Consider the following 23,166-nt stretch of genomic DNA (forward strand, 5'->3'; position numbering starts at 1 on the left):
TTTCAAATGCTACCCGGGTCCCTTTTCAAGTGTTAGCTACAAACTTTGGATAAGGAAGAACCGCCAAAAGACCAAAATCATGTGTAACATTCCTGTGTTACCTGTGGCAGCTTCCATACTTGATAAATATAAGGATGTGGCAGAGTGTACCGGAAAACTTTTACCTGTATTGTGTAATCAACGCATGAACAGTTATTTGAAGGAGATTGCCGATGTGTGCGGAATTCATAAAAATCTTAGCACACATACCGCCCGTCATAGCTATGCTACAAGCATTTGCCTTGCAAATGGCGTAAGTATGGAGAATGTTGCTAAGATGTTAGGTCATGCAGATACAAGCGTGACTAAACATTATGCACGAGTACTGGATCAGAATATTTTCAAGGATATGCAAAAAGTAAATAGCTGTCTGTCGGAATTGGCTATATAATTGAGGCAGTAGCCAATATAGAAAAAGGATTGGGAAGAATGAATTTCATTTTCTCAATCCTTTTCTTTTATTGTAAGTTTTTCAAAACTTAATATGAAGCATTGACAAAGGTAAGTTCCGTATTCAGTCCGTTCAAGTCCGATCCTTCGGTTTAGATGAAAATCTTCCTCTCACTATGTTCGAGCGTATTTTCATCTAAAGACTTGCACAGACTAAATACTTCACTGGAAAAGTCAATGATTCAAATTAAATTCCGAAAAACAATGTTTTCTAAATCTTCTGCAAAAGAAACATTTCCTATTAAATTCAAAACAAGATATACAACAAAAAAACATATGATAAGGATATGGCTATTACCACTGCGTTTTCGGACAATACCTTAAAATATCTTTTTCATTACTTGCCCAAGAATAAGATGCAGTTATTGGTAAATCAAATTTACATGGGAACTCTATTAGAGTTATAGCTTTGTAACCATCCATATCAATAGGAGAGAACTCTCCACCGGGTTCATTATGCATGAAAAAGTCACCTTGCAGAGCATTACAATGCTCACAATGATTCGCCCAATACTTTCCATTAACAGTCTTAGAAAATCCCAGTTTAAAAGTAGGAAAACGTGAACATACAATATCTAAAATTTCTTTCTCAATATAACCAGGCATATAGAAAAAAGAAAAATAATCTTGGAGATACCATTCTTGTAATGCCTCATCGTCATCTGAATATTCATATATCCAAAATTTATTAGATGCAAAAGCTATCACGTCAATCATACTGCCACACTTCCAACAAGTTTTTTGAGTTACCCCTATCCAGAAAGGTGCTTTTGCAATTATTGATACCTTATCTGTGTCAATCCATTGAGAAAATAAATTGATGTCTTTATAATCGGGAACAAACCATGTCTTATTATCTTTATCCCAAAAAGCACCTTTTTCTTTTGCCAAATCTTTTTCGGAATAAGGCACATTTATTTTTAGCGGCATAATTTACATTTTAAATTTAACTTTCATATAAAAGACTCATGCTTACAAAAATAAGAAATTAATAAGATATACATCAAATTAAATTTTAAAATCTAACTAAACAAGATTGAGATTCAAGTGCTTTTAGGTTGCAAAGGTCTAATTTCTACTATAATAAAAAAATGCATCTTTTGAAGATAGTGGAATTCATACTCTTTTAGATAGCTATTCTTTCCAACTTTCAAAGTAATGCTTTTGGAGCAGCTTATCAATATCGCTCTGGCGATAGATGATTTTACCTTTTATCTGGATAAAGGGGATTAGCCCTGTATCTCGCCACTCTTGCAGGGTTCGCAAACTGACATTCAGTTTCTTGGAAACTTCATTATTATAAAGAAAGCGTTCCCCGTTCAGGTGGGGCTTGTAGTGCTTGACAATAGATTCAATGCCATTCAGCATCAAATCAAGTGAAGAAATAAATTCTTTGACTTGTGGGGTATCTTTATTTATTAGTTCCATGATTGAAAGATTATTTTATTGAAATATTGATTTCAAGATAGCTAGATAGCTAGTTACGCAGATAGTCACCCAGTGATGAAATGCTAAGTACATCTTTTGCTGAATCATAATCTATATAAATCCGTTTGGATGCAGTGGCAATAAAATACTGGCTACCATCTTGCTGTATCTCATAAGTAGCGGGTGAAGCCTGTTTAGTGGTTTCTGATACATATATAATAGAAAGATGATACTCTTTATCGTTCCGGTAGATAATAACCGTAGGATTCAGATTAACACTTTCCCATGTGCCGACAATGGAAAACAGATTGAAGGACGGGTAATCTTCTTTAGTTCTTTTCATAAGGCGTGGTTTGTTTGGATAATTGATTTTGTGTTTCACTGTCAGCAATAATTCTTTCAATATCGGAAGACTTATAATAAATCTTGCTGCCGATTTGAGAATAAGCCAGCCGTCCACTACTTCTATAATATTGTAGCGTTCGCTTGCTAAAGCCCAACAACAGGCACACTTCCTGACTATCCAACCAGTTTTCTACTTTCTGGCTATGAGTGCTGCACAAACTTTCTATTCGTTTGGCAAACTCGGTGAACCGTTCGCAGACATACGAAAAGGTTCTCTTTTCAATGGTTACTACTTCCATACTTTCAATTTTTAATGGTTTATAAAACGTGTTGATTCTATTTTCATCGGCAAATGAAAGAAGAATCAAGAGTAGTTTTCAAAACTGTCCAGAAGTGTCTGATAAAGGCATGATTAGGCATATTCTATGCTCTAAAATAGCCTGAATATGATTTAATTAGAGCCTCACATTTTTCCAATACAATATTATGTCTACTTTTGTAGTACTAATAAGAAACATCATGGACATAAAGAAATTGATAATAGAAGAAATTGGGTTATCAAATAGCTATTATGAGAAAGTAATAGAAGTATCAGAAAGATTATCGTTAAAAAAGAAAGATTTTCTTTTGCAGCAGGGTAAAGTATGCACTTTCATTGGCTTCGTTGAAAAGGGAACACTTCGCTCTTATATAGAAAAAGATGGTGAAGAATATATAAGTGATTTTTATACAGATGGTTCTTTTACAACTTCCTATAGAAGCTTTCTAACCAAAGAGCCAAGTATAGGAAGCATACAGGCATTAGAGAATTCTCTCATACTGAGTTTATCCAAATCTAACTACGAACTTTTGTTACAGGAATCTAATGAGTGGTATAAGCTAGGAAAGTATATTGCAGATACACTCTTTATCAGAAAGTGCCGTAAAGAGTCATCGCTACTAATGGATAGTGCATTGGATAGATATAAATTGCTTTTACGAACGTGTCCGCATATTGAACAACATGTATCACAATATCATATTGCATCTTATCTTGGTATTAAACCAGAATCTTTGAGCAGGCTTAAATCTCTTAACATAGGTCAATGACATAATTACCTCATTCACACTAATTTTGCAGCAAAACAAAGAAATCATGAATAAAGTATTGATATTCGTTTTATTTTTATCACTAAATAGCTGCATTTGTATGAAAAAGAGTACAGTAACTAGAACTGATCTTCTGACAGTTCATTTACATGATAAACAGAGTTTATCAAAAGTCGAAATTAAGAAGATTGTAATACCTCAAAAGGGGAAAGCAGATTATCATCTTCACTCTTGCCCAGTTGTGGGTTATGTAGTTTCGGGAACTTTATTATTTCAAATAGAGGGACAGAGTTCATATCTAATAAAAGCAGGTGAAGCTTTTTACGAGCCTAAAAATCAACCTATTTTACATTTTGATAATGCATCAGATTCAACCCTTCTAATATTTGTAGCTTATTACCTATTAGAAGGTGATGAAGATTTGATTACATTGCTACCACATAAAGAAGAATAAGAAAGCCGTTCTATGCTCCTGAAAATGAGAATTATTCCAGTGAGTCATCTGCCATTTTTTTATATCCCCAATCAACCAAATATTGAATAAAAGGAATAAGTTCCTTACCTGTTTCAGTTAATGAGTATTCTACTTTTGGTGGTACTTGGGGATACATTTTGCGATGAATCAAATTATCTGTTTCCAGTTCTTTTAAAGTCTGTGTTAGCATTTTCGTGCTTATATCTGACATTTCACGGCTAAGTTCACCATAACGCAAAACCAAATGTTTAGACAGAGCCCAAAGAATTCGTCCCTTATACTTTCCACCTATTCTTTGGAAAGCATAATCAAGGACGCAAACCTCTTTTTTAATATTCTTATTCATTTTATTTCAGACGTATTGAACTGATTATCTACATTAGATACATTTTAGTATGTACCATACAATTCTGTACATACTTGATACAAAGGTAGTAAACATTTAGTTTTGCAGAAACATTAAGCAGAAATATATGAAAACAAAAATTGCATTACTTCTCATTGATATTCAAAATGACTATTTTGAAGGAGGATTGAATCCATTAGTTGGAATTTCCGAAGCTGGATTAAAAGCACAAGTAATCTTGCAACACTTTAGATTACAGTCTTTACCCATAATACATATACAACATATTTCTACCAAACAGGGTGCAACATTTTTTCTTCCCAACACTAAAGGAGCGAAAATACATGAAAATGTTGCACCGCTGAAAGAAGAGAATGTTATTATTAAACATACCCCTAATAGTTTTCATCGGACTATATTAGATAATTTATTACGCTCTCAGTATATTACAGATTTAGTTATCTGTGGAATGATGACGCAAATGTGTGTGGATGCAACAGTAAGAGCGGCTAAAGACCTCGGTTATAACTGCATAATAATATCCGATGCTTGTGCAACAAAAGACTTAGAGTTTCAAGATCAAATAATAAAAGCAAAAGACGTACACGCAGCTTTTCTGTCTTCGCTCAACCATTACTATTCAACTATCATTACAACAAAAGAATATATAAATCACCTAACAAACAAGGAGAAAGATGAAAACGATTAGTTTATTTATGCTCATAGTTGTATTTTCACACCCTATTTTTAGCAAAAAACAAAGTAGGACACTTTTTATTAATCAGATATGAATAACATTCTTAAATTGAGATTTTTTCGACTATTGTCGGAATACTCACAGCAGCAAGCACCTGTATTAGATTTTACAGAAGCTATTGAAGAATTGGCTAAACATTTAGCTGATATTAGTATGAATGAACAAGATTATAGCATTTTGTTACGCTATTTTTCTTTTGGACTAAACAGGCTCAAATCGTACCGTGTACAATTTGGGCAAGGGGAAAATTGCACCATTACTACTTATTGATGAAGCAATAGAACTTATAAAAACTGAAATCCGTATCTTGAATCTACGAATTCAATACCCTGAACAATTTCAGAAGCACAAGAAGACACGACCTTTTTCTACTTTATATTTAACAGACGAAACCACACTAATCAACATAATGGAATTAGTTAGTGGTCTATTCCTATCCAAACGAATCGTATACAAGAACGGTACACCTGTACCATTATCTGTTATCACAAAATCTTTTGAAGAACTATTCAATATTAAATTAGGCGATTGTTATAAGAAACATGAAAGTGTAATTTCCCGTAAGCCTACTAAACTAACTGAATTTTTAGATGAACTTCGGAAGTTTATTATCGAAGAACGAGAAAACAAAGGATACAGATAATCAACATCTTATCTACAATTTATAGGGGAGTACCACTGGTACACCCCTAATTAGTTTGCATCCATTTACCGAACTTTGCTTCATCAATCGATTGATAATAATAATGTTGAACTTAAAATTGAAGCAAAATGTATATAGATAACGAAAACTTCGAGAAGTGGATGGAGAAGCTATCCAAAAAACTCACTGAAATCGGACAAGACTTGAAATCTCTTATCAACACCGATACTGTATTCGATGAAAACGAAAAGCTATTGGATAACCAAGATTTAGCTTTTCTCCTAAAATCATCCTTTAGAACTTTACAACGCTATCGGGCGAAAGGTGTACTTCCCTACTTTACCATCGGGCGAAAAACGTATTATAGAGCCAGCGATATTCGGGCTTTCGTCCGGGAATATGCCGACTCTCAAACCTACAAACAGTTTGAAAAAGCCAATCAGTTGGCTAATCAGCCCTGATAGCAAAAAGTAGCAGGGGAAAGAAGCCTGTGTTCAGGCTATTCCTTTGTGCTACCACCCCGATTTAGCACAAACTGCCTCACCTATCGGTTCAGCCTGTTTCGCTAAATCGAGCAAGAGGGAACTGGACAAGTCCTGTTCTTCCCTCTTGCCCTGCGGGGCAAAGCCTTCGGCTTTAGCGTGTTACAAGAACACGCTGTAATGACACCTGTAATAAGTATTTTCGTTGCAATACTTATTATCAGGTATTTATCTATTCATATTTCTATAAAAAAGTAATTACCATGCCAAACAGCAGTCGGAAAACGATATTCACTACCATTTCCATAGACAAGGAAACGGCAGCTTTGGTAGAGAAGATATGCAAACGCTATTCACTGAAAAAGAGCGAAGTTGTAAAGTTGGCGTTCGGGTATATAGACAAGGCACATATCAACCCATCCGAAGCACCGGAATCTGTAAAATCGGAACTGGCGAAAATAAATAAGAGACAGGATAATATTATCCGCTTCATCCGTCACTATGAGGAAGAACAACTGAATCCCATGATACGTGCTACAAATTCTATCGCTTTGCGCTTCGATGCTATCGGCAAAACTTTAGAAACTCTTATTCTCTCTCAATTAGAAGCCAGTCAGGAAAGACAAACAGCCGTACTTAAAAAGCTAAGTGAACAGTTCATCAATCATGCCGATGTGATAAACAATCAGTCAAAACAGATTAACGCACTCTATCAGATACATCAACGGGATTATAAAAAGCTGCTTCACCTGATACAACTCTATTCGGAACTTTCTGCTTGTGGTGTGATGGATAGCAAGAGGAAGGAGAACCTGAAAGCAGAGATTATAAACCTGATAAATACATAGGCTTATGCATATAGACTTTGCTCCACCATCAAACGGAACATATAATAATGCTGGTAGTAGCCGACAACTAGCTAATTACCTTGAACACGAGGATTTAGAAAGAATGGAGAAAGGAATCTATACCGAAGGTTTTTTCAATATGACAGATGATAACATCTATAAATTAAAGGTCATAAAAGATATAGATAGCAATATCGGGCAACTTCTAAAAACAGATGCTAAGTTTTATGCTATTCATGTCAGCCCATCGGAAAAGGAGCTCCGAGTAATGGGCAATACAGAGCTGGAACAAGTCGAAGCAATGAAACGGTATATCCGGGAGGTGTTTATTCCTGAATATGCCAAGAACTTCAACAAAGGACTATCCGAAGCGGATATAAAATTCTATGGTAAGATACATTTTGACCGTAGCCGTTCAGACAATGAGCTGAATATGCACTGCCATTTGATTGTCAGCCGTAAAGACCAAACCAACAAAAAGAAGTTATCACCGCTAACCAACCACAAGAACACCAAGAAAGGGACGGTGGCGGGTGGTTTCGACCGTGTGAACCTATTCCAACAGGCAGAACAGGGATTTGATAAGTTGTTCGGCCACAACCGCCAACTATCTAAATCATTTGAATATGCTAACACTATGAAAAACGGCAGTATAGGTAAAAAACTAAATATGCAGGAGCAGGAGTTGAAAGAACCAAAACAATATTTTATTGGCGAAAAGAAAAAAGAAATATTCCAATCCAGTGAAAAAGAGAACATGTTATCTTGCAATCTTGATAGCAAGACAGATAAAAAACAGTCTTATAATCAGCAAAATAACAGTAGTGGTAACTCTCTATTATCTATCTTCTCATTGGGAGATGGCAATAATTGCGATGCAACATCGACAAAGGAATTACAAGCACAGAAACGTAAAAAGAAAAAGAAGAAACGAAAACCAAGATTAAACTGATAAAATTAGATTCATATTATGCCCAAAGTTATCTCTTATCCAAGTTCGGTTATTTCTTGCTCATGGCTTCCCTATTGTATAAAGAGGCGAAAGCTTCGTGAGAATAACTTTTGTCAGTTTAACAGTGACATAAAAGATTTTGTCTGTTGATAACTAAAAAGATAACAAAAGATAGAAGGTTCAACTTAAATCAATATCTTTGCAAAATACATCAATAATTTAATAAATGGAATTGAACAGATTAAAAGTATTACTTGTGGAAAGGAAGAAAACAGGCAAATGGCTTGCAGAAACATTGGGGAAGAATGAAGCTACTGTTTCCCGTTGGTGTGCAAACGTGTCTCAACCTTCACTTGAAACACTGTTTGCTATTGCTAAAACGTTGGGAGTAGAAGTGAGGGAGTTATTGGTGGAAATAAAAAAAGAAAAAAATATAAATAGCAATGACTAAAAAACCGAACATAATTCTTCTTAGAGATATTGTTTTACCATTTGAACAGGCGAACAAAGAGCTAGCATTGATAAAACAAGACATTGACAACAGCAAAGAACAAAGACAAATAAAGTCTTTGTTTCTGTATTCATATGCAATCTTTGAGTCCACGCTAGTTCAATCATATGCAAATATTTTATATGCTTTTCCTGAAAGAATGAATGCTGATAAAATAGATTTTGTAAAATATAAAAATGATATTATTTCAAATAGTTTATCCCATACTCTTATCGAACAACTTTCAGCTGATTTTTCTCAAAATTTAATGTATGGAAAAATTAGTGATGGGCTGAAGAAATATGCTAATACGCTTCAAATACCAATTCTCGACAAAATACATCTGAGTAATTTAGAGAAAATAAAAAGACTTCGGAATACTATTATACATAATACTCCAATTCAAACTATACTTAAATCTGAATTTGTTAATGACTATATTTGTTGTGTAAATTCTGCACTGAATGAAATTACTCAAAACATTTATTCAAAGTATCAAGAATACACAGCCACAAAGTTAATTCAAGATACTTGGAATTATTTATTTAATTCGCCTCTTTTGAAATTTGAAGAACATTGGGAGGTTGATGAATTGGGCGAAGTCTCTCATTATAAATATGAAAAATTGAAAAAAGTAGCCTTTTCTCTATGTTCTCATGAACGAACGTTTTTGATATTATTTATGAGCAATTATAATTCCCATATATGCAATGAAGTTTACAATCTAAATGATATCTCAATGCATGTGAGTATTTCAAAGAGAGATAAAATTGCATATATCACGGAATTATTTGATAGATATCCTTTATTATTACAAGACTTTAGATCAGAAAAATAAATATGCCACTTTTATCTAATCAGCCTATAATATATCATTTACACCTCGATGATCGAAGATTTGAGGAGTTTGTCAGAGACCTTTATTATCAAGACATCCAAGAGAAAATCGTTAATAATAAATTTGATGATGTTGTTCTTTTGAGTGGGAATAAAGAACAAGGGCGAGACTGTGTTTTATATAAAAATGGCAATAGTGTTGGTGTAGTACAATGTAAACTATATGACAAAGTACTGACCAAGCCTGAATGCGCAAGAGAGATTATAAAATTCTGTCTATACTCAATTATACATGCTGATTTCATATTTGACATTAATACGTTTGAATACCACTTTGTGGCATCAAGTGGATTCAATAACCAAGCAACACCATTCTTAAAAAATTTCCCAAACGAAATTCTTCAAGAGTCTGAATTAGAAAATTGGATAAATAAAGTAATCCAAGAAAATAAAACGCTCAGTGTAATTGATCTTACTAAAGTAAAGAACCAATTATATGGAATACTGTCAAGTATCAAAATAACTCCAATAATAGGTATTGAATTAGATAGAAGGCTGTCTTATGAGTACAATAAAAATCTGATTAGTAAATATTTTGAGGCTAAAACAGTCATTGAGACTACAGCATTAGAACCTATAAAAGAAAAATTAGAAGAACTGACTAAACCACATTCTATTTATAATCCTGAATTGTTGGATGAATTAGGAAATGCTTCGTTTACGCTTTACGGATGCAAAAACTATTTTGGCAATCTTCCTAATTCTAATATAAAACGCAAGGAAACCACAGAACTGCTTAATTGGATAAAATCAACATTACCAACTAATTCAGAAGAGAAAAGTAATAACGTTCTGTTTCTTTCAGGCAGTGCTGGATGTGGAAAGACTACGATACTTCGGGATTTATATGAATTGCTGGCTAAAGACGGAATTCCTGTTCTTGGTCTCAAGTCAGATGCCTTAATTGCAAATAATCTGGATGATCTTACAACGAAAATTAATTTAACTCACCCAATTATTAAATCAATCATCGAAGTCTCTAAAAATGTCGGAAAAACGATTGTTTTAATTGATCAATTAGATGCTCTTTCGCAATATTTATCATCCAATCGAGACTATGTGAATACTTATATTCAACTCATTGAATCGTTAAAAAACCGTCATAATATTAGAGTAATTGTCTCTATCCGAGAATATGATTTGAACTACGACTTTTCGTTCCATGCTTACAAAAACAATATAAAAATTCAAGTAAGTGAACTTCATGACAAAGATGTGGAGAGCGTCTTATCTAAATTAAAATTGGCAAAAGGAGACTTGACGGGTACTTTATTTTCTCTACTAAGAAATCCTAATAACTTGGATGTTTTTTGTCGAATTTATAATAATAAAACAAAAGCTCATGAAATTAAAACTCTTCAGGATTTATATGTTGAATTGTGGAAACAGCTTATACAAAATCCAAAGATTGATAAAAATAAGCTAAAAGAATTTCTTTACAAAATAATTGAGAAACAACATGCACAACAAACGATTACAGTTTCATCTGCTAATATGGTCGAAGATTATCCAACTGAATTCATTTTTTTGAAAAGTAAAGGGATTGTCATAGAAGAAAAAGATAAATCATTACGCTTTTTCCATCAGTCATTTTATGACTATCTTTTTGCTAAAAAGTTCATAGAAGAAAAGGGGAGTCTGATTAAGTACATAAAAACGAATAAACAATCATTAGAAAGCCGATCTGGACTAAAAATGATCATTTCTTATCTATCAATATCAGACAGAAATGAATATATACGAATAACAAAATATATACTACAATCAAACGGAATAAGGTTTCATATAAAATCATTAGTGATTTCATTATTATCCAATGTCGAAACCCCTTTTAATGATGAAAAGCAAATAGCATTAAAGCTAATTTTACAAAAGAAAAAATATTACGATATTTTTATTGATAGTTTGATTTCAAAAGGTTGGACCAATTGGTTAATTCAACAAGGTTTATTGAAAAACATGTATGAGTTGAAGCCTACAATTAGGGATAGGTTCTTTGAAAAGAAAACAAAATATTCTCAGTGGATTTTACGTTGTCCATTTTATAACAATTACTTGCCATTTGAAACGAGGAAAAATCAGTCGCTCAATATGGCAACATTTCTTCTTCGAAGAAATTTGCAGTCAAATATTGATGACATTTTTAATTTGTTATTATCCCTTAAGTTTGAAGAAAAAAAACAAGTCGTGGGTAGAATTTTGTATTTCAATCAAGACTGGGCAAATTCATTGGCATACGACCTATTCCTTTATTGTAAAGATTCCTTGGATTCATTTTCATATTATCATATACTCGAAAATATTGTCCCTGCAAATGTGGATTTTGTAATAAGGGAAATCTCAGAAAGTATCTATAATGGAATTTGGGAAAGAGAAAAGGGACAGCATGGAGATGATTGGTATGCCAAGAAGAGACTCTTAGATTTAATAAACAAGACTTCGCCCGAAAAAGCAATAACCTTCCTGTTCAACACCGTTCTTTCAGCCATAAAAAGCCAAGAGCACCTGTGGGATAGCGAAGAAGATAGATTATTAGTTCCTGATGGATTATTTACCTCATTCAGTGTAGTAAACAACAAAAGCGATTATCATACAGACAAAGAACGAATTTATGCAAGGCTCATTCGTTGGGTAAAAGAAATTCGAACTAAAAACTCCGTGTTCTATGATGATTTCGTTAAAACTCATTATACCTCTAAATACCATTCTATCTTAAAGATTGTATTGTGTGTATTGGATAAGCCCGATTCAAATAAAGAGGATTTGGTGATGTCTATCATCAAACGGATGCGTCAAATAAATCAAATTACAGATCATGGAGAATTGCAAGGAGATTTATTTCGACTTATTCAGCTTTGGTTTCCAACATTCTGCAACAAAAACAAGAAATTTATCTTGAATATAATTTTATCTCTTAAAAATCAAGGAAAATTAATGCCTGATGATAGAGAAGGAAAAAATCCTTTCTATTCTTCTTATGGACGTACTACTTATTTATTTTTGCAGGCATTTCCCATTGATTATATAAATTCAATACTAGAGGCAAAAAAGACATATCAAGAACTCAATAGAAAATTCCCTAAAGTAAAGCCCTCTGATTATTTGTATAGCAGTAGTTTTCAAATGAGAGGTATTGGTTCGCCAATCAAACACGATGCATACGCAAAAATGACAGATGAACAATGGCTGAAATCATTTATCAAATATGCAGAAGATAAAATTTCCTATGATTTTACAGGAGGAAGAGAACAACATGCTCGGAGGTTAGAAGAAGAAGTGAAAAAACAACCAGGTCGCTTCGTTAGCTTGATACATAAAATGATTGCCGATAAAAAGATTCATGATTCTTATATTGCTCAAGCCCTATGTGCTTTTGGAGAATCAGACTTATCAAATGAAATTTTAAAAGATATTTTTGTATCGGCAATAATAAATAAACGATATTCGGATGATAAGCTTTTCTACATTACACGAAGTTTGCGGAAATTATTTATAAAAGGAATAGACGATCAAACAATAATTGACTTTGCTGTTAATTTGGCATTATCATACCCTAATCCTGAAAGAAAAAATGATAGAGATTTGTATAGCTCGGCCATAAATTCTGTACGGGGTTCTGCAATAGATGCATTGTATTGTTTGAGTATGGAAAAACATGGGGAATTAGTTTTAGGAACGTTGGAGAAAGTTGTTCAGGATGCCAATGACGATATTCTAACATCAGTCCTTTATGGATTGGCATATTTGAATAGATACAATATTGAGAGAGCATTTTCATTATTTCGATTAATTACAGCAAATGCATCTGATGAACTGTTTGTCTACTCATTCAACCCTGCTCAATATTATGCTCACTATGACTTTTCTCGATTGGCATCTTATTTAATTCGAGCAAAAGGGATTAAAAATGAGAAATTTCGAGAAAATATTTCTGCAATGCTTTACTTCGCATGGGTGAGGACTTATTCAAATGCAGAGTCGATTTTGTTTGACTATATCGATAATGATCCTAAATGTATTGCGGAAGTTATTAGTTGTGCTATAACCTATTTTTATTTCGAAGAAGACCCAAAAGGAGAAAAAGCTATATTTATTTTGAAAAAATATCTGAACTATGAAGATGATCATATTTCACATCAATATGATTGTTGTTTTTTACATTATAAAAAATCAAATGTGAAGTTTTCCGATTTATACCCATTTATAATAAAATACATTAGTTCGAAGTCTTTTGATTTTAAAAAATATTACATTCTTGAATATCTACTAAAATATAGCGCTGAATATTCTGATCAATGCTTTGAAATTTTCAAAATGATACATTTTTATCAATTTCGAAAAGAAAAAGAAACTGAGTATTCATCTACAGTTAGGGAACGTCAAATGAAATTGCTAATGGGGTTTTATAATATTTTCAAGCAAGACAAGATACTTCACAAACGGAAATTGGCATATATAAATAAAATATTTGATATTTTATTTGAAGATATTAGCTATAAGAATGACATTGATAAAGTTTTGGATTTGGTTTCAAAATAAAAATTATCTTTTTAGTACCAGTCAAAACTGACTTCTCATTTTGCGAATTCAAAGAAATGATTTATCTTTGTTTTCAGTATTCTCCATGAGCAAACTACCGCAAAAGCACGTAGCAAATTAGTGGGATAAATCATGGGATATGCTTGAAACTAAAATTATAAAGTTTTAAATATCAGCGTGGTAACTCCTAAAAGAGAATCCCAGGCGAATCACCAAAAATTCAGAGAGTTACATCAAAGTAGCTCTCTTTTTTTATGCCTAAATCGCACAGGTTTACATGGTTCAGTTAAAGAAGCCAGAAGTTCTTATTGAATATGAGAAGTGAATTTGAAGCTGAAACGGGTAGCGATTTATATATCCCCGTAAATGATGTGCTTGATAGAATTTCTTACCTGTTGGAGTGCCACGGGATAACTTACTCCCGATATGGAGACGGCAAGAAAGGCACAATGTGCAAGTTGTCCGAACCTATCATCAAAGACTATTTTGATACGAAGCGTAGCAATAAGGACAGCGCTAAAGTCAAATTGGATAGGTTCAAAAATGAACTATTAGACCAAGAGTAAACGAAGCGACGGATGGCGCAGCCATCCGGCACTTCGTGCCGTCTGACTGCACCCCTCTTTTAGTTCCCCTTATGCCTACTGAGAAAAAGAATGCTTTAATAATTGCACTATCACCTCACATCGTCAATTAAAAAGACATATTCTGTTGGCAGCGTATATGTTCATAACTCTATTCCCGTAGCCGACCAATTACCCACCAATGCTCCGAAGTTCCTTTGATTGAATATTTAGGGAAAGACATAGAACGAGCCTTAGATGCAAGCGAAGAAATTCACTTATGTTTAGGTTTTGTTCTTGTTAAATCCACTCAATCAATAACCTCCTTTCCTTGGCGGGACGGGGGTTAATAAATCGTTTTATCTCGCAGCTTCCGCACGCAGGCCGCTAAAAGGCCAGCACGGCACGGACTTTATAGGTATCGGTTTTGGGCTTTACGCCATAGTGGGGGGTGGTGACATCTACATGCCAGCCCCTCTCTTCATTCCATTCGTAGCCGCTCCAATACTTCCCGATAAGCTTATCACCGACCGCCTTATCAATCTGGGGATTGATTTTATTGAGCATCTGAAGATTCTTGTAATAGTAGGTGGAGCCCGATTCAGTAAAACTAGTGGGCGCACCGAAACACAGTGTGGCAAGCTCATGACTGCCCGGTAAGAACCACCCGCTGCTACCTGTGGGCGCGGGGTGCGTGGCAGCATAATCGGCTATCGCATCGTAGACAGGAAAGGTGGTGTCGCTGTGCCGAGAGCCGTAAAGTGCCATTATACGGGATCTGCAATAACCGAAAGATATATCGGATGCCCGTATTTCTTCCCAATCGGCCTGCTCTCCGGATGTGAATTCGTTGAATGATTTTTTGGCCCATTGATAAATATGCTCAGTCGCCCCCTTTCCGGTGGCCCACTTCATCTCCTGAGAGGAGGTATCATCCATCGCAACGACCATACCGTGCACACACTCCGGATGGTCGCGCATCAGCAGGCGGTCGCCTTCTTTGGAGCCGGTCCGCGTCCAGTGCATCCCATCGATTTCGCCCACCCAGAAGACTACGCCGAGACAACTCTCCTGTAGTTCATCACGGAACGGCTTGACATCTTCATCCCCGGGCAGGATGCTGCCGTCCTGCATATAGTAGTCACCCGCCTTTAACGACCGGGACTCTTCTGTCACCTTACTGTCGTCAAGCGTGTGAACGGTGTATTTTCCGGGCTGAAGATTTAATTGGGAATACTTAAGATTGAAAGTCTCCTTAGTTCCGTTGTAGTAATACTCATACGGTTCCGGATTCAAGTGTGTGGGGTCTGTAGTGTTCAGCAGCAGGCGGGCCGTACAGGGGTTCTCCTGCCAATATGAATTTTCACTGATCACCGCCGTGTAGCGGTAATAACTCTTAGAAATCTCTCGGCCGTCTATCTTTTCGGTATAGGTATATTTCGTAGCAGGCACCTGAAGGATGAGCAGAGACATGCGGTGCTCCATCGCGAAGCTGAGCGTATGGTTGTTATACACGCCACGGGCCGTCATCAGGTCGGAGGCGGTGTATTGGGCGTAGGTACTCTGGTCGCGGTTAACAAACCAAAGCTTGACTACAGACTTAAAGAAGTCTTCGTCGCCGGGCAATACCTTGCCGTTCAAATCTCCATCCTTCCGGTAGGGATAATAGGCATGATAACTCTTATCGGGTGAGTATAAGAGCTGAGAAGCGCCGGCAGGCAGCGTCCACTTGCCTCCCTGTAGGGTAAGGCAGAGGTTTTTCACCTCCAGGGTTCCGTCCTTCACCACGTAGAGGCCGATGCAGTCGCCTTCGGTGAAGACGGTGCTGTAACCGCGTTCCTGGGCGCGGGTTTGCCCGGTGGCGTACATGCCGCCGTCGCTCACGGTGATGGTGAGGGGGTGGGCATCGGGGTCGGTGCCGGCAGGGGGCAGTTCGTCCAGTGCGTCGGACGTGCATGCCGCCAGCATCAGGATGAGGGCGCAGGCCAGGGATGCTGCCGGGGGAAATATGGAATGATGTTGTTTCATACGGTTTCTTTTTTATTGATGAATTTAGTTGCTACTGTTCTACTCGACCGGCTGCCACGTACCTCCTCCTTCTTCCATGTCGATATTTTTGATACCTTCCGAGGTCACGGTGAGGCGGTACTCGTACATCTTGCCACTGAAGAAGTTCGCTTCGCCTGCGGCGGGGGTGTAGTAGAAGGTCTTTCCTCCGATGACTATTTTCACGAACTTCCGTCCCGACATATTTTGGGGAGGAAGCAGGGCGCGCACGGTGCGTACGTATTCGTCGGCGGCAGGGGTCACTTCGTTGGGGGTGATGCGGTCGATGCCGGGGAGCACTTGCTCTGCGGTTCCATTGTTGCGATTGATATTCCCTCCCGTGCACGTGAGGTTTTCAAAGGTTACAGTGGCGCGCTGCAGTTCATCGTCGGTCACGCCGTTGCCCGCTTTGAGGTGTACCACCACCTTGGCTGTGACGTGGCGGAAGACGAGGGTCTTATCGGGGGACGTTACGGTGATGCAGATGTGGGGAGCAGCCATGCGGTCGCTATCCTGATATCCTTTATCTCTCTGGTCGGCCTGTACAGAGAATAAAGGAGCAGCCTGCAAATTATAATATTCCCCATAAATAATCTTTTCCTCATTCGGGCTTGTCCAGGTGCATTGGGCACCATTTGTAATCAGCTTTCCATCGGAATCGACGGAGAGGTGTATCTCATTCGTACTGCCGGAGATTTTACTGCCAATCAGCAGCTTCACCACTTCTCCCCCTTCCCACCTATTTTCAGTGGTAGCCCGTGTCTGGGCGTTGGCGGAGGAATATCCCTCTACGGCGGCGTAGAGTTCCAGCGGCACGCCGCCTTCGGGCCATGCCGCGTCGTCATCGCCTGTGCAGGCAGCCAAAACCAAGGCTGCCCACAGGTACATTATATATATTGGTATGTTCGTCTTCTTCATTTTTTTCTTTATATTTATTGTTTATGGGTTACTCCTGAAATGCAGAGCCTTCTACGGGTGCGCCTATGGTTTCCCAGTCCTCGATTTCGGTTTCCAGCCTCAGTTCCTTATAGTCCACGGTTATCTTATAGATGTACCGCTTGCCGCTTTCCAGCTTCAAGGCATCTCCGGCGGGGATTTTGTAGACGAAATTCGTGTTGTCTGCCAGCTTCACGCGGATGAAGACGGTGCCTGCGGTTAGTTCCTGGGGCACCACGATGGCTTCGGCGTACTGGAGATTGGTGGCGTTAAAGTCTGTCGTCACCACCGTGGGGATGGTAATCGGAGCGGCGGGATTGGGGTCGGCAGCAAGGGCTATCATCGCCCGGCGTGCGGGCTGGCTACTCATATCGACGCCTTTCTTGGGGGTGAAGGTGGCCTTCAGGGCGGTGTTCTCCAGGGTCACGGTGGCACCGGTGAGGTCGGGGGCGCCGTTGCCGCGCTTCAGCACTACTTCTACTTTAGATAGCAAATGGTAGAAAGTGAGGTCTACGTTAGAGGCAGTGGGGGCCACGTTCCGCTTGGTGGAATAGAGCAGGTCGGAGGCGGCGTAGGCGGTTTGCGTGGTCTGGTCGGCCTTCACTTCGTGGGACACCGATGCGGGGAAGTCGTCTCCCGCCGGGGCAGGATTGGCATGGATGGCATAGATGTTCACGGGGTCGGGCGAGATGTAGTACATATCGGTGGCGTAAGTGAAGCCTCCGGTGCCGTCGGCGGTGAGCACGTTGTTCCGGTAGATGGGGAGGTTGTTCTTGTCGTCCACCCAGGCAGATATTTGCAGTCCTGCGCCAAGCTGTGTGTCGAGGCCGTAGGAACGGGTGTGGGAGGTGATGCCGCTGGTGAGGCGGATTTCGCCGTTCCAGTTGTCGGTGATAACTTCGTTGTCGTTGTTGCAGGCGACCAGTGCAAGGGCTGCTGCGGCAATGATTGATAAGTTTCTAATTTTCATAATCTTACTTTTTTACATATTTTTGATTCAATTGTTCGTCTCCATTCCGGCCGAGCCGTTTTCGCCGTCTTCGCCATTGCCCGGCGTCCAGTCGGTAATGGTGGCGGAGAAGTCAGCTTCCGTAGGTGTTTCCACTATTTTCCCGCCCAAGGCGAGTGGCTTATACTTGTCGGCGTTGAAGGTGGCAAGCTCCGTGGTGAGGTCACTGTCGAGAGTGACCGGCTTTGGACTGTCTCCTGCAAAGTAGAGTTTGGCATCCAGCTTCTGCTGCACACCCGCCACGCCGAGCAGACGCACCGTGGCCGCCCATTTTCCGGTATTGGCTCCTTCCGTTACTTTCGAAAACGCCAGTGCCACGTTCAGCGGCGTACCATGCGTGCCGTTATCCATATCCAGCGTCGAGGCAACCCCCGAAAGGTAGCTTTCGATTCGCTCTATCCTGTCCGTGGTACTGCCCGTCGGCTCGATGAAGAGCGTCAGTTGGCGTACTTGCTGCTGCATCGCAACGGTAAGGGTGTGGTCGGTGTCCGCTTCTATCGTAGTTTCCGTCACGCCCGTAAACAACCAGCCCGGCATTTCCTGTATGAATAGCCCCGCTCCGTCCACGTTACCCGAGGCCCCGGCGACGGTTGCCACACTGCCGCTCACGGTGATGCGCTCCGGCGTGTTGTAAACACGCAAGTGGCAAACACCCGGCTCAAAAAGGCGGTCGAGCGTGTTGGTGGCATCGCTCACGGTAGCCATGTATTCACCGGATGCCACCGTGTAGTTTGCCGGTATATCCACGCCCGTTGTGCGCCGCGTCCAGTCTGTTGTCAAGGTGATTTGCCCTTTGTCGGGATGCGGAGTGTTGTAAATCGGATCTTTCACATCGCAACCTGCAAGGAGGAGGACTGTCGCCCAGACACAAAGTAATGTAATCGAATTTTTCATATATCGTATTTTTATAGTTCTACTTATTTGCTGCCAATCTTCCACACGAGGCTGATGCCGGCCTGTGTCGGTCCCCATAGGCTCTTTGTTCTGTTCCGTTCCTTATATACACGTATGCCATCGGTCATGCCGAAACTGTCATATTCGGAACGGGTGTAGCCCAGACCGAGGTTGAAGTCGATGGAGAAGTCGCGAGACAGATAAAGCCGGTAGCCCACGGTCAATCCCGCATTCCACAGCTTGCCCTGATAGCCGGTGTCTTTCGAGAGGATGCTGCCAAGCGGGTACTTATATATATTGTACTCGCCGTAGGTTCCCGATGCTCCTACATAGAAGCGTTTCTCGCGCAGCAGATACCACCGCACTTCGGGGTTGACGAGCCACATCTTCTGCACCTTGCCGTGATTGCCACCCCACCATGCGAGGCTGCCGTCCAGCTTGATGCCGACATTCTCATTCATACGCCACTCTACACCCAATGTGGGCAGCAGGAAGGCATCATACAGCACATTCGTGCGGACGGCAAACCGATAATCCGGTGTCTTTTGTTTATCCGATGCCTCTTGCGCGTAAGCTCCTGTTCCGGTCAATAAAGCCATCAGAAGCAAGGCCAGTAGTTTTTCTTGTAATTGTTTCATAAAGTTCATTTGTTATATGTATATTAAATGAAATAGGTTATCTCTATCCGCGATATCTGTCTCTTACAGTCAGTCGTACAGCCATCGTTTTTTTCTCCTGTCATAAAAGATTTAACAGCTTCCGCCAGTTCTGCTTTAATCACCTTTTCCATCATTTCTTTTTCTATGCGTGTTCGTTCCAATTGCTTAGCTAAACAATCCTGCTCACGGATGCCTTTCGCCATATAATAATTGCACTTCTCAACTATCTTCCGGCAATGCAAAAAGACCAAAGCCACAATTGCAAGCGAGCAGAAAACAAGTCCCAGTGCGATAAGGAAAATGTAATTGTCCATAGATATTTCTTTTTCTTGGTACAAAGGATGTGAAATACGGGCTGAAAACTATTGCATTTTGTCCCAAGTTTGTGGCGTTTTGTCCTTTTCTGCCGTTTTTCAGGCTTTCGGACATAAAAAAAGCACGGATTCACCGTGCTTTTGAATTTTGGAGCAGTATTTTTTATTTTTCTTGGGACGTTGCCATTTTCCGGTATTCTGTCGGGCTAATGCCATATTGTTTGCGGAACAGACGATAAAAAGTGCTCGGTATATTAAAGCCACAACTGAAAGCTATCGCCTCAATCGTAAGTTCGGGATGGCTGTCGAGCTTCCGGCGTGCCTCTTCCACTTTCAGAGTACGCATATACTCCATGGGAGATTTTCCAGTAACGGCTTTGACGACATCTGTCAATGTGTTCTTATTGGTGCCAAGTGCGGAGATTATATCATCGCGGTTAATGTCAGTATTGGACAGGTTATCATCGGAGAGCAGATACTCCTGCAATCGAATAACCAGATTCTGCTGTTCGCCGGAAGGTGCAAACAGTTCCGTGGCTCCGGCTGTTTTGCCGGAATCCTCCGGGGAGGATTCCGATTGGCGAATGTTCTCCAATCGGGATAGTTCATCCGCTAACCGGTCTTGTTCTTTAATTCGTTCATACAACTTACGATTCTTGAGGGCAATAGTCCGGTTGTAATAGAAAGCACCTGCCAAGAGCAAAGCGAGAACCAGACAAATGGCAAGAGCAAAAAGGAGGTAATGGAAATTACGCTCTTTCCCGGCAATATGTTTTTCCACTTCATATTGGGTACGTAATTCATCGAACCGGGCATTGACCTCCACGTTTTTTATAGTATCATTGGTAGCTATGAACTGATCCAATAGCGCTAACGCTTCGTCAACACGTCCCATCCGGGCAAGTATCTCCATCTTTATTTTTCTGGTATCATTGAGGCTGAAGTCCGATTCATCAATCCCGGCCGTTGCACTGTCTATTACGGCAAGTGCTTTGCGGTAGTCTCCCTGTGACTGAAAAATCAGAGCCTTTGCGCGCGCCAACTCATATTTGGAAATATTGTTATTGACAATACTTTCCAATTTGGAGAGATATTCCCCGGCTTTGTCGTAGTCTTTCGTATCTATGTATGTATTCATCAATGCTACATAGAGATTTCCCCGCGCTTCAGGCTGTGTTCTTCCGGATGATTTCTCGAATCGTGCAATCGCTTTTTCATAGTCAGGCACAAGTTGCAATAGTTTGTCATACTGTGCCTGTGCCCGAAGAGCAGTGCATAAGAACGCATAGGATTGCGTCAGGATATTGTCGTATCCCGAAACTTCCCATAATAAGCCGGCGCACTCTCTGAAACATTCTTCTTCCTCTTTCCATCTATTCTGAACATTATAAGTGATTCCGGTAGCATAGAGCGCCAATGCCATCCCTGCCTTGTCCTCCCGCTTCCTGGCGCGGTCGAACATGAGTTCCGCCGCTTCGGCTGCCTGTTTATAATCCCCTTTCAGATTATAGGCAGTAATCAGCTGCATATTGATCTGATAATAGAACTTCCACAATTCGTGCCGGATATAAAAGTCAAGATAGCCGGGCGCTTTTTGAATGATTTCGTCATACTCCTTCCGGTTTATGTGGGATATGATGGTATTTCCATACACCATTCCCTGCATTTCTACATTTCCCTGCTTTATGGCTTCGGCTTCAACCTGAGTGAACAGCATCAGCAATGTATCCATTTTTTGGTCGTCGGCAACTTCCGACATATATAAATAGTACAATTTGTTGTACGACTTCAGTTTGTCAATACCTTCGGCGTGTTCAATCGCTTGCCGCAAAGAGTCTTTTTGATATTGCAGGCTATTTTGTGCTACAACAGATAAAGTGAAACATAAAAGGCTTCCCCATAAAATAGTTATCAGACTGGTTTTATATTTCATATCGGTTGTGCGTTTACGTAAGTTCTTGGTTTATAATTCTTCAAAAATACAAAAAAAAACATTATTAGTAAAGTTATATAGGATTAACAATGAACTTGCACCTTCATTATACCCCTCTTAATGCTTTAAACTCTAAAAGAAAAGCCTCTACACTGTGATTGACAGTTGTAGCGGCTGTTTTTCTTATTTGAATTTATTTACTCTCTTCATTCTCTTGAATAATCTTATAAATCTGATACCAGTAATGGAAAGCCTCCGGATTGGACTTTTTCAGTTTATTCAATCTGTTCAATTCATTTAAAGGATGTTCCGGATTGAACTGCTTTATTTCTAAATCCTTTAAGTTTACTTTAGGGGCAAATCTGATTATTTCTTCTTATATCCGGCAAAATCGGATAAATCCTCTTTTATATCCTTGATACGGACAACCTTGTACCTCATATCCTTCAAAGCTCTGTAAACAGAATCACAATGAAAATGATTGGTTTTACCCAGTCATCTTATCCGATATTTTTACGCCCCTCCGATGAGGACTACAAAACTCTTTTGGTTTTCTAATTCGCGTGCAAAAGAGGGACTTATTTTTCAAGTATCCCAATATTCATGATTTCTTTCACTGAAAAACTGTAAGACATGAACATTATCCACTACCATATCACACTCTTTTGAAGGTACATACACAGCCAATGAAAGACTGTTTATCAGGCTTTCATTACTCAAACATAGGATTTTAATCTACTGATTAAATGACAGTTAGATATGCGCACTATTGTGGTACGTCTTCTCCACAAGTATGGAGAAGCCGTACCACAATAGTGAAGAAACTGCATCACAACCGTGCACAATAGTCATTAATAAGCTTTTAGTAGGAGAAAGAGCTGTTCTTTGCGGAAAGAAGACCAGCCATTTGCACAAGAAAAAACAGCATGCAAGCAAAGTTTGCCTACATACTTGCATGGCATCTGCTTACATACCGTAAAACGCGATATAACAAACAATTAGAAAGCACCATGCAAGCATGTAAGCAAAATG

The 23,166-nt window shown here is 39.1% G+C and carries 25 protein-coding genes; 13 read left to right on the plus strand and 12 right to left on the minus strand.

Going from position 1 to position 23,166, the window contains the following annotated elements; translation table 11 throughout:
* On the plus strand, positions 1 to 430 hold a 430-nt coding region (locus DW096_RS13150; RefSeq protein WP_233555720.1), incomplete at its 5' end, for a site-specific integrase.
* Between the two features lie 353 nt (positions 431 to 783).
* Here DW096_RS13150 and DW096_RS13155 read toward each other — a convergent pair.
* From DW096_RS13155 to DW096_RS13170, 4 genes are all read right to left on the minus strand, one after another.
* Positions 784 to 1,419 carry a DUF5710 domain-containing protein gene (locus tag DW096_RS13155; protein ID WP_057282209.1) on the minus strand — a complete coding sequence of 212 codons (636 nt, stop codon included), beginning with the start codon at positions 1,417 to 1,419 and terminating at the stop codon, positions 784 to 786.
* Between the two features lie 204 nt (positions 1,420 to 1,623).
* Positions 1,624 to 1,917 carry a helix-turn-helix domain-containing protein gene (locus DW096_RS13160; RefSeq protein ID WP_057282208.1) on the minus strand — a complete coding sequence of 98 codons (294 nt, stop codon included), beginning with the start codon at positions 1,915 to 1,917 and terminating at the stop codon, positions 1,624 to 1,626.
* 49 nt (positions 1,918 to 1,966) lie between these two features.
* The gene (locus DW096_RS13165) at positions 1,967 to 2,260 is read right to left on the minus strand and encodes a DUF3876 domain-containing protein (RefSeq protein WP_057282207.1); all 294 of its coding nucleotides are present in this window, start codon (positions 2,258 to 2,260) and stop codon (positions 1,967 to 1,969) included.
* A complete protein-coding gene (locus DW096_RS13170; protein WP_057282211.1) occupies positions 2,247 to 2,561 on the minus strand; it encodes a helix-turn-helix domain-containing protein in 315 nt (104 codons plus the stop codon). Before DW096_RS13170 ends, DW096_RS13165 begins: the two co-directional genes overlap by 14 nt.
* 220 nt (positions 2,562 to 2,781) lie before the next feature.
* On the opposite strand from DW096_RS13170, the gene DW096_RS13175 reads away from it, so the two are divergent.
* Both DW096_RS13175 and DW096_RS13180 read left to right on the plus strand, forming a co-directional pair.
* Positions 2,782 to 3,351 carry a Crp/Fnr family transcriptional regulator gene (locus tag DW096_RS13175; RefSeq protein ID WP_057282206.1) on the plus strand — a complete coding sequence of 190 codons (570 nt, stop codon included), beginning with the start codon at positions 2,782 to 2,784 and terminating at the stop codon, positions 3,349 to 3,351.
* A gap of 100 nt (positions 3,352 to 3,451) precedes the next feature.
* Positions 3,452 to 3,805, plus strand: coding sequence for a cupin domain-containing protein (locus DW096_RS13180; protein WP_057282210.1), 354 nt, complete (start codon positions 3,452 to 3,454; stop codon positions 3,803 to 3,805).
* A gap of 31 nt (positions 3,806 to 3,836) precedes the next feature.
* On the opposite strand, the gene DW096_RS13185 is transcribed toward DW096_RS13180, so the two are convergent.
* Positions 3,837 to 4,172, minus strand: coding sequence for a helix-turn-helix domain-containing protein (locus DW096_RS13185; RefSeq protein ID WP_057282205.1), 336 nt, complete (start codon positions 4,170 to 4,172; stop codon positions 3,837 to 3,839).
* A gap of 127 nt (positions 4,173 to 4,299) precedes the next feature.
* On the opposite strand from DW096_RS13185, the gene DW096_RS13190 reads away from it, so the two are divergent.
* The 10 genes from DW096_RS13190 to DW096_RS13240 all read left to right on the plus strand — a co-directional run bounded on the left by DW096_RS13190 (position 4,300) and on the right by DW096_RS13240 (position 14,346).
* Positions 4,300 to 4,881 (plus strand): cysteine hydrolase family protein, encoded by a 582-nt coding sequence (locus DW096_RS13190; RefSeq protein WP_117867338.1) that lies wholly within the window; start codon positions 4,300 to 4,302, stop codon positions 4,879 to 4,881.
* Positions 4,882 to 4,959: 78 nt separating this feature from the next.
* Complete coding sequence (locus DW096_RS13195) at positions 4,960 to 5,199, plus strand: hypothetical protein (RefSeq protein WP_081030727.1); 240 nt, start codon at positions 4,960 to 4,962, stop codon at positions 5,197 to 5,199.
* A complete protein-coding gene (locus tag DW096_RS13200; protein WP_310591639.1) occupies positions 5,153 to 5,572 on the plus strand; it encodes an RteC domain-containing protein in 420 nt (139 codons plus the stop codon). The genes DW096_RS13195 and DW096_RS13200 overlap by 47 nt, the downstream gene beginning before the upstream one ends.
* Positions 5,573 to 5,700: 128 nt before the next feature.
* Positions 5,701 to 6,033: a helix-turn-helix domain-containing protein gene (locus tag DW096_RS13205; RefSeq protein ID WP_057282202.1), complete on the plus strand. Its 333-nt coding sequence runs from the start codon at positions 5,701 to 5,703 to the stop codon at positions 6,031 to 6,033.
* Positions 6,034 to 6,317: 284 nt separating this feature from the next.
* Positions 6,318 to 6,902: a BfmA/BtgA family mobilization protein gene (locus DW096_RS13215; RefSeq protein WP_057282201.1), complete on the plus strand. Its 585-nt coding sequence runs from the start codon at positions 6,318 to 6,320 to the stop codon at positions 6,900 to 6,902.
* 4 nt (positions 6,903 to 6,906) lie between these two features.
* Positions 6,907 to 7,854, plus strand: a complete 948-nt coding sequence (locus tag DW096_RS13220) for a DUF5712 family protein (protein WP_057282200.1) — start codon at positions 6,907 to 6,909, stop codon at positions 7,852 to 7,854.
* A gap of 226 nt (positions 7,855 to 8,080) precedes the next feature.
* Positions 8,081 to 8,305, plus strand: a complete 225-nt coding sequence (locus DW096_RS13225) for a helix-turn-helix transcriptional regulator (protein WP_057282199.1) — start codon at positions 8,081 to 8,083, stop codon at positions 8,303 to 8,305.
* On the plus strand, positions 8,298 to 9,182 hold the full coding sequence (locus DW096_RS13230) for a hypothetical protein (protein WP_117867303.1): 885 nt from the start codon (positions 8,298 to 8,300) through the stop codon (positions 9,180 to 9,182). The genes DW096_RS13225 and DW096_RS13230 overlap by 8 nt, the downstream gene beginning before the upstream one ends.
* 2 nt (positions 9,183 to 9,184) lie before the next feature.
* Positions 9,185 to 13,780: an NACHT domain-containing NTPase gene (locus DW096_RS13235; protein ID WP_057282197.1), complete on the plus strand. Its 4,596-nt coding sequence runs from the start codon at positions 9,185 to 9,187 to the stop codon at positions 13,778 to 13,780.
* 314 nt (positions 13,781 to 14,094) lie between these two features.
* The gene (locus DW096_RS13240; RefSeq protein ID WP_057282196.1) at positions 14,095 to 14,346 is read left to right on the plus strand and encodes a hypothetical protein; all 252 of its coding nucleotides are present in this window, start codon (positions 14,095 to 14,097) and stop codon (positions 14,344 to 14,346) included.
* A gap of 384 nt (positions 14,347 to 14,730) precedes the next feature.
* On the opposite strand, the gene DW096_RS13245 is transcribed toward DW096_RS13240, so the two are convergent.
* From DW096_RS13245 to DW096_RS13275, 7 genes are all read right to left on the minus strand, one after another.
* Positions 14,731 to 16,371, minus strand: a complete 1,641-nt coding sequence (locus tag DW096_RS13245) for a fimbrillin family protein (protein ID WP_057282195.1) — start codon at positions 16,369 to 16,371, stop codon at positions 14,731 to 14,733.
* A 39-nt stretch (positions 16,372 to 16,410) separates the two neighbouring features.
* Positions 16,411 to 17,307, minus strand: a complete 897-nt coding sequence (locus DW096_RS13250; protein ID WP_057282194.1) for a fimbrillin family protein — start codon at positions 17,305 to 17,307, stop codon at positions 16,411 to 16,413.
* 28 nt (positions 17,308 to 17,335) lie between these two features.
* Positions 17,336 to 18,295 (minus strand): fimbrillin family protein, encoded by a 960-nt coding sequence (locus tag DW096_RS13255; protein ID WP_057282193.1) that lies wholly within the window; start codon positions 18,293 to 18,295, stop codon positions 17,336 to 17,338.
* Positions 18,296 to 18,322: 27 nt separating this feature from the next.
* Positions 18,323 to 19,228: a FimB/Mfa2 family fimbrial subunit gene (locus DW096_RS13260; protein ID WP_057282192.1), complete on the minus strand. Its 906-nt coding sequence runs from the start codon at positions 19,226 to 19,228 to the stop codon at positions 18,323 to 18,325.
* A 23-nt stretch (positions 19,229 to 19,251) separates the two neighbouring features.
* Positions 19,252 to 19,827, minus strand: a complete 576-nt coding sequence (locus DW096_RS13265) for a DUF3575 domain-containing protein (protein ID WP_369904486.1) — start codon at positions 19,825 to 19,827, stop codon at positions 19,252 to 19,254.
* A gap of 62 nt (positions 19,828 to 19,889) precedes the next feature.
* Positions 19,890 to 20,201, minus strand: a complete 312-nt coding sequence (locus DW096_RS13270) for a hypothetical protein (protein WP_057282190.1) — start codon at positions 20,199 to 20,201, stop codon at positions 19,890 to 19,892.
* A gap of 163 nt (positions 20,202 to 20,364) precedes the next feature.
* Complete coding sequence (locus DW096_RS13275) at positions 20,365 to 22,134, minus strand: helix-turn-helix domain-containing protein (protein WP_117867301.1); 1,770 nt, start codon at positions 22,132 to 22,134, stop codon at positions 20,365 to 20,367.
* Positions 22,135 to 23,166: the final 1,032 nt, after the last annotated feature.

The organism is Bacteroides sp. AM07-18 (genome assembly GCF_003602695.1).
Taxonomy (GTDB): Bacteria; Bacteroidota; Bacteroidia; order Bacteroidales; family Bacteroidaceae; genus Bacteroides; species Bacteroides uniformis.